The organism is Coprobacillus sp. AF33-1AC (genome assembly GCF_003475785.1).
Lineage (GTDB): Bacteria > Bacillota_I > Bacilli_A > Erysipelotrichales > Coprobacillaceae > Faecalibacillus.
Window position 1 is genome coordinate 102,652 of the sequence record NZ_QRQB01000003.1, and the last position, 12,289, is coordinate 114,940.

The 12,289-nt window shown below is 30.3% G+C and carries 14 protein-coding genes; 1 reads left to right on the forward strand and 13 read right to left on the reverse strand.

What is annotated here, in order from left to right; all coding sequences use genetic code 11:
• Nucleotides 1-27: 27 nt before the first annotated feature.
• On the reverse strand, nucleotides 28-1,023 hold the full coding sequence (locus DWZ53_RS02340; RefSeq protein ID WP_118431614.1) for an FtsW/RodA/SpoVE family cell cycle protein: 996 nt from the start codon (nucleotides 1,021-1,023) through the stop codon (nucleotides 28-30).
• A gap of 99 nt (nucleotides 1,024-1,122) precedes the next feature.
• On the opposite strand from DWZ53_RS02340, the gene DWZ53_RS02345 reads away from it, so the two are divergent.
• Nucleotides 1,123-1,971: a PleD family two-component system response regulator gene (locus tag DWZ53_RS02345; protein WP_158568162.1), complete on the forward strand. Its 849-nt coding sequence runs from the start codon at nucleotides 1,123-1,125 to the stop codon at nucleotides 1,969-1,971.
• Between the two features lie 146 nt (nucleotides 1,972-2,117).
• Here the strand turns inward: DWZ53_RS02345 and murD are convergent, their stop codons facing one another.
• The 12 genes from murD to trpD all read right to left on the reverse strand — a co-directional run bounded on the left by murD (nucleotide 2,118) and on the right by trpD (nucleotide 12,288).
• Entirely contained in the window at nucleotides 2,118-3,467 is a 1,350-nt protein-coding gene (gene murD, locus DWZ53_RS02350; protein WP_118431618.1) for a UDP-N-acetylmuramoyl-L-alanine--D-glutamate ligase, read from the reverse strand.
• A 1-nt stretch (nucleotide 3,468) separates the two neighbouring features.
• Nucleotides 3,469-4,458 (reverse strand): phospho-N-acetylmuramoyl-pentapeptide-transferase, encoded by a 990-nt coding sequence (gene mraY / locus DWZ53_RS02355; protein ID WP_118431620.1) that lies wholly within the window; start codon nucleotides 4,456-4,458, stop codon nucleotides 3,469-3,471.
• Between the two features lie 91 nt (nucleotides 4,459-4,549).
• On the reverse strand, nucleotides 4,550-4,828 hold the full coding sequence (locus DWZ53_RS02360) for an HPr family phosphocarrier protein (protein WP_118431622.1): 279 nt from the start codon (nucleotides 4,826-4,828) through the stop codon (nucleotides 4,550-4,552).
• A 60-nt stretch (nucleotides 4,829-4,888) separates the two neighbouring features.
• Complete coding sequence (locus DWZ53_RS02365) at nucleotides 4,889-5,416, reverse strand: class I SAM-dependent methyltransferase (RefSeq protein ID WP_118431624.1); 528 nt, start codon at nucleotides 5,414-5,416, stop codon at nucleotides 4,889-4,891.
• Nucleotides 5,400-6,740, reverse strand: a complete 1,341-nt coding sequence (locus tag DWZ53_RS02370) for an MATE family efflux transporter (protein ID WP_118431626.1) — start codon at nucleotides 6,738-6,740, stop codon at nucleotides 5,400-5,402. Before DWZ53_RS02370 ends, DWZ53_RS02365 begins: the two co-directional genes overlap by 17 nt.
• Nucleotides 6,740-7,207 (reverse strand): DNA-deoxyinosine glycosylase, encoded by a 468-nt coding sequence (locus DWZ53_RS02375; RefSeq protein ID WP_118431628.1) that lies wholly within the window; start codon nucleotides 7,205-7,207, stop codon nucleotides 6,740-6,742. Before DWZ53_RS02375 ends, DWZ53_RS02370 begins: the two co-directional genes overlap by 1 nt.
• Nucleotides 7,200-7,859 (reverse strand): HAD family phosphatase, encoded by a 660-nt coding sequence (locus DWZ53_RS02380; protein WP_118431630.1) that lies wholly within the window; start codon nucleotides 7,857-7,859, stop codon nucleotides 7,200-7,202. Before DWZ53_RS02380 ends, DWZ53_RS02375 begins: the two co-directional genes overlap by 8 nt.
• Nucleotides 7,860-7,962: 103 nt before the next feature.
• Complete coding sequence (gene trpA, locus DWZ53_RS02385; protein WP_118431632.1) at nucleotides 7,963-8,730, reverse strand: tryptophan synthase subunit alpha; 768 nt, start codon at nucleotides 8,728-8,730, stop codon at nucleotides 7,963-7,965.
• On the reverse strand, nucleotides 8,723-9,907 hold the full coding sequence (trpB, locus tag DWZ53_RS02390) for a tryptophan synthase subunit beta (RefSeq protein ID WP_118431634.1): 1,185 nt from the start codon (nucleotides 9,905-9,907) through the stop codon (nucleotides 8,723-8,725). The genes trpA and trpB overlap by 8 nt, the downstream gene beginning before the upstream one ends.
• Nucleotides 9,894-10,487 carry a phosphoribosylanthranilate isomerase gene (locus DWZ53_RS02395; protein WP_118431636.1) on the reverse strand — a complete coding sequence of 198 codons (594 nt, stop codon included), beginning with the start codon at nucleotides 10,485-10,487 and terminating at the stop codon, nucleotides 9,894-9,896. The genes trpB and DWZ53_RS02395 overlap by 14 nt, the downstream gene beginning before the upstream one ends.
• Nucleotides 10,477-11,268: an indole-3-glycerol phosphate synthase TrpC gene (gene trpC / locus DWZ53_RS02400; RefSeq protein WP_118431638.1), complete on the reverse strand. Its 792-nt coding sequence runs from the start codon at nucleotides 11,266-11,268 to the stop codon at nucleotides 10,477-10,479. Before trpC ends, DWZ53_RS02395 begins: the two co-directional genes overlap by 11 nt.
• A 12-nt stretch (nucleotides 11,269-11,280) precedes the next feature.
• On the reverse strand, nucleotides 11,281-12,288 hold the full coding sequence (trpD, locus tag DWZ53_RS02405; protein WP_118431640.1) for an anthranilate phosphoribosyltransferase: 1,008 nt from the start codon (nucleotides 12,286-12,288) through the stop codon (nucleotides 11,281-11,283).
• Nucleotide 12,289: the final 1 nt, after the last annotated feature.

A 12,289-nucleotide genomic window follows, 5' to 3' on the forward strand; every position in this document is an offset into this window, starting at 1 on the left:
CAGTCATCTTGATTGATTTTTTTATCACTAAAAATGCGTTACACCTGTAACTGGTAGCAATCCTACTACAACCCCTAGATTCATAAAAGTTTGAATACCAATCATAAAAACAATGCCTAACATTAAAAAACTACCAAAAAGATCATCTACATACTTTGCAAGTGTAAAACAATAAACAAAAAAGCAAGTATAAAGTAAAACTAAAAACATACCTCCTATTAAGCCAAACTCTTCTAAATAGATAGCAAAAATAAAATCTGTTTGTGGTTCTGGTAAATAAAAATGTTTTTGAATACTATGATCAAAACCTACTCCTAAAATTCCTCCTGGAGCAATAGAATAAAGTGATTGAATCATTTGAAATCCTGATCCCAAAGGATCAGCAAACGGATTCAAATAAGCTGTAATTCTTTTTAAACGATAGCTCGCTGATAAAATCATTGTGACCATTCCAGCTAAACCTATTAATCCTACCGATAAAAAATAGCGAAACAAAAAAGGTGACACCATCACCATTAATGCTACTGAACATATAATCACTAAACCACTACCAAAATCAGGTTGTAACATAATTAAACCAAACCCTATTAAATTCATGAAAACTAATTTAAAAGCTGTTTTCACCTTTTTCATTTGATGATAATGATGAGCTAAATAATCACTTACATAAATAATCATCGCAATTTTATATATTTCTGAAGGTTGTAAAGCAAATAAGCCAAAATTAAACCAACTTCTTGAACCCCCTCTTACAACCCCTACACCAGGAATTAAAACTAATCCTAATAACACCAAACTTCCCAGTAAAATAGTAATACTATATTTTTGATAAAGATGATAATCTATTTTTGAAAAAATAAACATCATCACGATTCCTAATATTGCAAAAAGGGCTTGTCGTTTGAAATAATAATAATGATCATTGAATTTATAATAAGCCCATATATGGGAGGCACTATATACCATCATTAAGCCAATCATTACAATAATAGAAATGATGAGAATGATTCTTTTTGTTTTCATTTATTTCACCCCTAATAATATATGAAAATTATTCTTTTTTATTTTTTATTCCGTTATTTTTATGAAATTTATACTATAATAAGTACAGAGGTGATAGATATGGAAATGCATTTACTATTAGTTGATGACGCAACAATAAATCAAGCTTTAATGCAAAAAATATTTAATCCTTACTTCATTACCACCGGTGTACATACTATTAGAGATGCTTTAAATTATATAGAAGATCCTAATTACTTATTTGATGTCATTATACTTGATTTAGTAACACCCGGAGCTATCGATTTATTAAGACTTATTAAAAAAAATGAAAGAACTGAAAAAATACCTGTTATTGTTATTGCGGCAAGTAACCAAGAAAATGATTTAATTGAAGCTTTTGATGCAGGAGCTTATGATTATATTACTAAGCCATTTATGAGTGAACTTATCATCAATCGTGTTTATCATGCAGGATTATTTTATTATCGCTATAAACAACTTATGGAAGAACATCATTCTATTGATGAATCAAAAGTTAATCAACTTACTAAAGTTTTTCACTTTGATACTTTAAAATGGCTCGTTGATGAAAAAAGCAGTCATCATCCTCATGATCAAAGAGCACTTGCTATTTTTAAAATTCATGGTCTAAATGAAATTTATCAAAATGAGGGAACTCTTTTGGGAAATACCATTATTCAAAAAACAACAGTCTTTATTTCAAGCCAGTTTAGTAAAGAAGATATTATTGGTCATATAAGTGAGGATATGATTGCTGTCTATGTCACTCACCCTCAATCCAAAGAAGCCCTTTACGCTAAAATAGAAGACATTGTTCGTCTATATAATCAAAAAAAATTAACAGAATTTCCTGATGAAATTATATTAATGGCAGGGATGACTTATATTAATCAAGCAGCAACATTTGAAAATATGTATCAACAAGCTTTACAAGATTTAAAATAGCAAGAGTTCAAACGAACCCTTGCTATTTTTTTGTTATATTCATTAACAACCGTTAGTCCTACTGTTTCAATAGTCATATAAATCAAAAATCTTTTAAAATGAGTTTTAGCATATTTTTCCTTTATATATGCTAAAAATGTAAGAAACTATTTCTTACATTTTTCATTAATCATTTTTTTAAATTCTGTTCCTCTTTGTTCATAACCACTAAATTCATCAAAAGAACTTGTAGATGGCGAAAGGAGAATAATATCTCCTGGTTGAGCTACCTCTAAAGCCTTATCAACAGCTTCTTTTAAATGAGGTTGGTAATCACTATGAGGATGATGCATATCTTGTTTAAAACGTTGACCTGCTACACCAAAAGTAACTAAATACTTAATATGATCATTGTATGACGCTAATTCTGTTAAATCTAACCCCTTTTCAAAACCACCCATCAATAAAATAACAGGTTGTTTAAATGCTTTTAAAGCAATAATAGAAGCATCGGTATTCGTTGCTTTAGAATCATTGTAAATCTTAACACCATTAATTTCATTTACATATTCAATACGGTGTTCTACACCATTAAAAGCTGCAATCGTATCATGAAGCACTTGATTAGATACGCCTGCTAATTTACAAAGAGCCGAGGCTAACATGATGTTTTGAACATTATGATCACCTACAATTTTTATTTCATCTAAATCAATGATATGTTCATTTTGATAATAAATAGCTTGATCTTTAATATGACAAGTTGCATCTTGTTTTAAAGATTGTGTTACCTGTTTACATTTTACAGGATAACGATCTAAATATGTTTTTAATGTTTCATCATCTAAATTACATACATAGACATCATCATCTTGACAGTTTTTATAAATATTTGTTTTAGAAGCATAGTATTCATCTAAAGAAGCCATATAATCCAAATGATCAGGTGTTAAATTAATAATTGTAGAAAATTCTGGTCTAAATTTATCGATATCTAATAATTGGAAATTTGACATTTCTAAGACGATATAATGATTTTCTTCTTCTAATAAGTTGTTTTCTAAAACAACATCACATAAAGGTTTACCAATATTTCCTGCATAGTGAACATGAGAATATTGATTTTTTAAGATTTCATAAATTAATGTAACTGTTGTTGTCTTACCATTTGTTCCTGTTACAGCAATATAATGTTGCTTTTTGGCGACTTGATAAGCTAATTCAATTTCTGTATAAACAGGAATATGACGCTCTTTTAATCTTAAAATAAATGGTTTATGGTAATTAATTCCCGGATTTTTAATAACAAAATCAAAATCACGTTCAAATAATTCATCAGGATGACCACCGGTTACCATTTCTATTCCTTGACTTACATATTCATCATATTCTTTAATATCTTCTTTATTTTTACCTTCATTAATTGTAATGGTTGCATTTAATTTTTGTAATAAATGAACAGCTGCATTACCACTTCTAGCAAGTCCAATAACAAGTACTTTCTTTCCTGTAAGCATCTTATAACACTCCTATCACAATCGCTAAAATACCACAAATAAAACCAACAAACCAAAATGAAATAGTAACTTGTTGTTCAGACCATCCTAGCATTTCAAAATGATGATGAATAGGTGCCATTTTAAAGACACGTTTTCCTCTTGTTTTAAAAGAAACAACTTGAATAATAACAGATAATGTTTCCATTAAGAATACACCACCAACTAAAATTAATAATAACTCTTGTTTTGTAAGAATCGCTAAAATAGCTAAGAAACCACCTAAGCCAAGTGATCCCACATCACCCATAAAAATACGTGCAGGATGATAATTAAAGAACATAAATCCAAGTAAAGCACCAATCATAGCTGCTCCATAACTTGCAACGACATAATCTTTAATCATAATAGCGTAAATGATAAATGGTGCAATTGCCACCATTGTAAGTCCTGTTGCTAGTCCATCTAACCCATCTGATAAATTTACACCATTACTTTCTCCAGTAAACATAATAAATACTAATAAAGCATAGAAGTAACCTAAATCAATATTGACCTTAACAATTGGAATTTGAATTTCAGTAAAGGCCATACCATTAGCTGGAACAATAAATTCTTTTAAAAACCAATAACAAATAATAGCTAAAATAGCTTGTAATAAAAATTTTTGCCATGCTTTTAAACCTTCATTTTGGTGTTTTAAAATAATCAAACCATCATCAATAAAACCAATAGCACTATAACCAACTAAAACAATTGAAATTAAAATCAATTGAGGGTTAGCTAATTGACTAAAATTAACAATAAGTGCTGATAATAAAGCAGCAATCACAAAGACAACACCACCCATTGTTGGCGTACCACCTTTTTTCTTATGTGATTCTAATCCTTCTTCTCTTTCCACTTGTCCAAACTTCATTTTATGTAGAAATGGGATGACTTTTGGCATTGCAATTATGACAAGTAATAATCCAATTAAAAAAGCCATTATTAATTTAATAAAATTTTCCATACGAATTCCCCTTTATTATTTATCTTTAACACTATAACACAAAAAGATTATGTCTTCAATTGAACCAAAATAAAAAAGCCTAAAGGCTTTTTTATGGTTGTACCTTTCCTATTGAAAGTTCTGTCATTTTTTTTATTACACTTTCAATAACTGCTTCTTCATCATCACCAGAAGCTTCGACTTTGATTGTTGCTTTACAAGGAATCCCTAAAGATAAAACCCCCATCAAAGATTTCATGTTAACACTTTTTGATTCATATTCTAATTGAATGTCACTAGAAAATGTCTTCATTGTATCAACTAATTCGGTTGCCGGAGTTGCATAAAGACCGACCGGATCAGTGACTATAATAGTTACTGCTTTTGCCATATCAATCCCCTCCTATTTCTATTTATATTATAACATTGTTACTACTTTAATGCATTATATTTACTTTCTTTTTTCAATATCTAATACATAAGGAGCATGATCTTTATTCATCATTTTAAACAACGCTACGTTATATAATTTATGATCTAAAGAAGCAACATATGCATCAATAAGTGCACTTTCTTTTAAACCTTCTTCATGACCAATATAAACAACCAAATAAATATGTCCTAAAGGGTTCAATGCGATAAGAGCTTGTCGTAATGTGTTAAGAGTGACATCACTTTGAGTCGTGATGTGATGGTCACCTTGAGGTAGGTAACCTAAATTAAAAATACCCACATCAAAATGATCAACATAATTTAAAAAATGTTCATGGCTATCAAGATGTAAAAAAACATGACTTTGGTCTTTTACTAACTGCCTCGACGATACAAGCGCCTGTTCTTGAATATCAAAACTGTGAACAGTTTGACAATACTTTGCTAAAAATAATGTATCATGTCCATTCCCCATAGTAAAATCAATACCTATTGAATATTGATTTTGACTTATTCTTTGATGAACAAATTCAATCATTGACTCCATTTACATGCCTCCAATTTTCTTTTTTTATACCATATACAATTCCTACAAGATCAGCTAAAATCCACCCTATAACAATTGATATCCAAATCACTTCTTTACCCCATATTGGCGCAAATATATAAGACAATCCAACTCTTGTGCCTAAAGAAATCACAGTAAGGATAAGTGACATTTTCATTTTTCCAACACCACGATAGTATCCATATAATAAAAATAAGCATCCAATTCCAATATAACATGATCCCTCAATTCTTAAATAAGTCATGCCTATTTGAATAATATGACTATTTCCTGAAACAAATAAAGCCATAAGTTGATAAGAAAATAGACAAACTCCTAAACTTATAAAAACACAAAAAACAAAAGATAAAAGACTTGCTACATATAATCCTTGTTTAATTCTTGTTTCTTGTTTTGCTCCTTGATTTTGTGCTACAAAAGTAGAAAAAGCATTACCAAAATCTTGAACTGGCATATAAGCAAAACTATCTATTTTAACAGCCACACTAAAAGCAGACATCACATCAAGACCAAAACTATTGACTAATCCCTGAATCATTAAAATACCAAAATTCATAATTCCTTGTTGTAAACACGTCATTAATGAATAATCTTTTAATTTTTTAAAGATTTCTAAATCAAAATGAAAATGTTCTTTACCAGGCAAGATTTTTCTTTTAAAAAAGAAAACATAAAGCATTATCCCTAACGCACTCAATACTTGTGATATGACAGTCGCTATCGCTGCACCGGCTACTCCTTTTTTTAAAACCAAAACAAAAACTAGATCTAATACAATGTTACTGATTGTTGAAAGAGCTAAAAATAAAAGTGGCGTCTTAGAGTTTCCCAACGCTCTTAACAAAGCAGCAAAATAATTATAAATAAAAGTAAAAATAATACCTACAAAAATAATTTTTAAATAAAGATAAGTATCATGATAAATAGATTGTGGAATTTGTAACCAATTGAGTATGAAAGGAAGTAAAATAAAACATAGTAATTCTAAAACAAGAGATAATAAACCAATGGAAATAAAAGAAACAAAGAAAGAAACTTTCATTTGATTTTCTTTTCTAGCTCCAAAATACATTGAAAATAAAATACCACTCCCCATACACAATCCAATAATAATCGAAGTTAAAAAAGTCATCAGTGTATAACTTGAACCTACTGCTCCAATCGCACCGTTCCCTACAAACTTTCCTACAATATAAGTATCGACAATATTATAAAGTTGTTGTAGAAGATTACCTAAAATCATAGGGATGGAGAATAAAATAAGTGACGAAGCAATTTTATCTTTCGTTAAATCTCTTTCCATTAAAAACAATCCTTCCATATTGAAATTAACTTATCTAAAGAATAAGCAGCATTAGCTGGAGAAGTAGAAGGTAATTTATAAACAGGCTGTAAATAATGAAAATAACGTTGATAATAACGATAAGCTGTATTTCCATTAGTGATGATCTTTTCAATAGAACAATGTTGCATAATTAAATCTAAATCATTGACTTTAACATTTTCAATACTGGAATCACTTGATCCTTTAATATCACAACTGGCAATGACATCCCATAAAGCAATATGATTTCTAAGTAAAAATTGCTTTTTTTCATCAATTGTTTGAGGTACTTCTTCTTTAAAGATAGCTGCTAAGACTTTCCAAAAACGATTTTGTGGATGATGATAAAAGAATTTAGCTTCTCTTGATTTGACAGAAGGAAAAGACCCTAAAATCAATATTTTAGAATCTTGATTATAAACTGGCTCTATAGGGTGATTAATCATCGCTGGTTACCTCGTTAATGACTTGATCTAAGGAATCTAAAGTACAGTATGTTAAATCTAATATTTCTTGAGGATGTTGTACTAAATCAGGAATACAAATCACATCTATGTTGCCATTTACTGCAGCTAAAATTCCATTTTTACTATCTTCTAAAACCAATGCTTCTTGAGGCTTTACTTTTAAAGCATGACAAGCATCTAAAAAGATATCTGGTGCCGGTTTACCATGAACAATTTGGTCACCACCAACAATATAATCAAAGTATTCTAATACTTTAATTTCTTTTAGATTTTCAATAATTCTTGCTTTTCTTGTTGATGATGCTACCGCAGTTTTAATCTTTTCTTTTTTTAAATAATCTAATAAAGGAACTAATCCTTTTTTCATTTGTAAAGGATTCTCTTTATAATAATCCATTCTTCTTTTAACAGTTTCTTTTCTAATGATATCAAAAGGATAACCCTCACCAAAATAATCTTCTAAATAAGCTTTCGTATTCGCTAAATTTCTTCCTACTAAATCCAATGCTACCGATTCATCTAATGGATAACCATACTCTTGATGTACCTCTATATTTGTTTTTAATGCAATTCTTTCACTATCAATCATTAAACCATCCATATCAAAGATGACTGCTTTTTTCTTTAACATCCTTCCACCTCATTTACTCATTGCATTTATTTTATCATAGTTTAATTTCTTTTCAATGTACCCTCATTAATTCATGGCATAAAAAAAGATAATCTAAGATTATCTATTTTTCTAATAAGCCTTTAACATAATCTATTAAAGGTTGATCGGCATGATCTTGATATTCTTTAATAATATTAACAATGGCACTACCCACAATAACACCATCAGCATAACGATAAAAGTTTTGTACTTGTTTAGCCGTATTAATACCAAAGCCAATAGCTACCGGCGTATCTGTTACTTTTTTGATATGATCTATAATTTCTGGTAATGAATCAGAAAAATTAGATGAACTTCTCGTTCCTGTTACCCCCATTGAAGAAACAAGATAAATAAAACCTTTTGCTTCTCTAGCAATCATTTCTACTCTTTCTTTACTTGTTGGTGCAATCATCGAAATTAAAGTCACATCATATTTTGTACAAACTGAACTTACTTCTTTGCTTTCTTCATAAGGTAAATCAGGTAAGATAATACCATCAATGCCTACTTCTTGACATTTTTTAAAGAAACGATCATATCCATAATGGAATACAACATTTAAATAAGTCATAAAACATAAAGGAATTTGTGTTTTTTCTCTTACTTTTTTTACCATATTAAAGACATCATCAGTAGTCACTTTATTTTTTAATGCTCTTACATTAGCATCTTGAATAGTAGGTCCTTCAGCAATGGGATCACTAAAAGGAATTCCTATTTCAATCAAAGTCGCACCCGCTTTTTCTAAATCTAATATGTAATCTACTGTTTTATCAATCACTGGGTCCCCAGCTGTTAAAAAGGCAATAAATGCTTTATTTTGAAATGCTTGTTGTATTCTATTCATGAAGATCAATCCCCCTATATCTTGCGATGGCAGCAACATCTTTATCACCACGACCTGATAAACAAATAATTAAAATATCATCTTTATTCATCTTTGGCGCTATTTTCATAGCGTGTGCCACAGCATGGGCACTTTCAATGGCACAAATGATACCTTCTGTTTTAGCTAAATATTCAAAAGCATTTACTGCTTCATCATCGGTAACTGGTACATAACTTGCTCGACCAATATCATGTAAATGTGCATGTTCAGGACCAATGCCAGGATAATCTAATCCGGCTGAAATAGAATAAACTGGAGCAATTTGTCCATGTTCATCTTGACAGAAATAAGACTTCATCCCATGAAAAACACCTAATGAACCGGTAGAAATTGTTGCTGCTGTTAAAGCTGTATCAACACCTTTTCCTGCTGCTTCACAACCAATTAAAGCCACATCTTTATCATTGATAAAATTATAGAACATACCCATTGCATTACTTCCACCACCAACACAAGCCATCACTGCTGTTGGTAATTTACCTTCATATTCAAGGATTTGTGCTCTTGCTTCTTTAGAAATGACACTTTGGAAATCTCTTACCATCATCGGAAAAGGATGAGGTCCCATAACAGAACCTAAGACATACATTGTGTCATCTACTCTTTTTGTCCATTCTCTCATGGTTTCATTTACAGCGTCTTTTAAAGTCATTGTTCCTGTTGTTACGGGATGAACTTTCGCACCTAATAATTCCATACGATAAACATTGAGTGCTTGACGATCTGTATCTTCTTTTCCCATAAAGATTTCACATTCTAAGTCTAATAAAGCAGCAGCTGTAGCTGTAGCTACTCCATGTTGCCCCGCTCCAGTTTCAGCAATAATTCTTGTTTTACCCATTTTTTTTGCCATTAAAGCTTGACCAAGAACATTATTAATTTTATGTGATCCAGTATGATTTAAATCTTCTCTTTTTAAATAGATTTTTGCACCACCTAAATCTTGAGTCATCTTTTTTGCATAATACAATAAAGAAGGTCTTCCTGCATATTCATTTAATAATTTTTGTAATTCTGCATTAAATTCGGGATCATTTTTATAAAACTCATAAGCATCTTCAATCTTATGAATCTCACTCATTAATGTTTCTGGTATATATTGTCCCCCGTGTATACCATATCTACCCTTTGTCATGTCTAATTCTCCTTATTAACTTTTCTATTTTCTTTTCATCTTTAACACCATTTGTTTCAACCCCACTTGAAACATCAAGACTATAGACATTTTGTTTTAAAGCTTGATCAATATTATGATCATCAATTCCCCCTGCTAAAAATATTGGTTTATCTAATTGCTTAATCCACTTCCAATCAAATGTTTGACCACTACCTGCTTGTCTACTATCTAATAAATAATAATCAATATTTTGATAAGTCTCATATGAATTTTCATCTTTCATACAAATTGCTTTTATGATTGGCAAAGTTGTCTGTTTTATTAATTCATTGATATAGTTTTGGTCTTCTTGACCATGTAATTGAATTAAATCAATAATATGTAAATTCGCAAGTGTTGTAATGTATTCAATGTCTTGATTTACAAAAACACCTACTGCTTTAATTTTTTGATTTAATTTAGCTTTTAATTGCTTTGCTTGAATTAAGTCAACTTGTCTTTTACTTGAAGCAAAAACAAAACCAATATAATCTGGAAGATAATGATTAACATAATCAATATCTTCCATTCTTTTTAAACCACAAATCTTAATCTTCACTTTCTAATCCTTTAAGAACATTTAAAGTATGTTGACGGTTATGTGATTTCATTAAAGTTTCACCAATTAAAACACCTTGTACTTGATGTGCTTCTAATTTTTCAATATCTTCTCTTGTTTTAATACCACTTTCTGATACAAAGATAACATCATCACTGACTGTATCTCTTAAATCAAAAGTAGTTTTTAAATCCACTGAGAAGTCTCTTAAATCACGGTTATTAACACCAATAATTTTAGCACCAACACGTAATGCTTTACGAATTTGCATTGTACTATGAGCTTCTACTAATGCTGACATTCCTAAATTATGAGCTAAATTAATACAACGCATTAAAGTAATTTCATCTAAAATACCTGTAATTAATAAAACGGCATCTGCTCCTAATAACTTAGCTTCATAAACCATATATTCATCTACAACAAAGTCTTTTCTTAATACTGGTACTTTTACTACTTTTTTAATTTCACTTAAGAAATCGTCATCACCTTTAAAATAGGTTGGTTCCGTTACAACTGAAATGGCATCAGCACCGATCATTTCATATTCTTTAGCAATCGCTTTATAATCAAAATGAGAAACGATTTGTCCTTTAGAAGGTGAATGTCTTTTTACTTCTAAAATATAAGACATCCCTTCTTTTTCTAATGCTTTTTTAAATGGGAATTGATTTGAAATAGGCATTTTAAATGCCTTTTCTTTTAATTCATAAATCGAATGGCGTTTTTTATTTTCTGCTACTCTTTCTTTTGTTGTTTCTACAATATCTTCTAATATCATAAATATATCTCCTTAGCTATTTGATTCTTGAATGAATTGTTCAAGTTTGTTTTTTGCACAATCATCATTAATCAATTTTCTAGCTAAGTCAATACCTTTTTCTAAATTTTCAGCTTTACCGCCAATATAAAGACCTGCACCGGCATTTAATAAAACAGCGTTCATCTTAGGTCCCGTTACACCATTTAATATATCTCTTGTAATTTGAGCATTTTCTTGAGGTGTTCCCCCTACTAAATCCTCTTTTTTACATCTTTCCATACCAAATTGTTCCGGTGTAATAGTATAAGTCTTATATGTTCCATGGTCCACTTCACAAACAAGAGTTGGCGCTGAAGCCGAGATTTCATCAAGACCGTCTGTTCCATGAACAACCATTGCTCTTTTTACTCCTAATTCACTTAATACATGAGCTAATGGTTCAACTAATGTTTCATCATATACTCCCATAACTTGAAGTGATGCCCCTGCTGGATTTGTAAGTGGTCCTAAAATATTAAAGATCGTACGGATTGAGAGTTCTTTTCTTATTGGCGCTACATACTTCATTGCTAAATGATAATTTTGAGCAAATAAGAAACAGATATTGATCTTGTCTAACAATTCTTTACTTTTTTGATTGTTCACATAAATATTGACACCTAATGCTTCTAAACAATCAGCTGCCCCACTTTTAGATGTGGCTGCACGATTACCATGTTTAGCTACTTTAACCCCACCACTGGCAATCACAATAGATGAAGTAGTAGAAATATTGAAAGAATTAGATGCATCGCCACCAGTTCCTACAATCTCTAAAACATCTTCATCATTAAGTAACTTGACACAGTGTTCTCTCATTCCTCGAGCACTTCCTACGATCTCATCAATCGTTTCCCCTTTCATAGAAAGTGCTGTTAAATAAGCTGATTTTTGAATATCTGAAGCTTGATCATCCATAATTTCATTCATACATTGATAAGCTTCTTGTAATGTTAAATCTTCTTTCTTTGTTAGTTTAATAATCGCTTCTTTAATCATT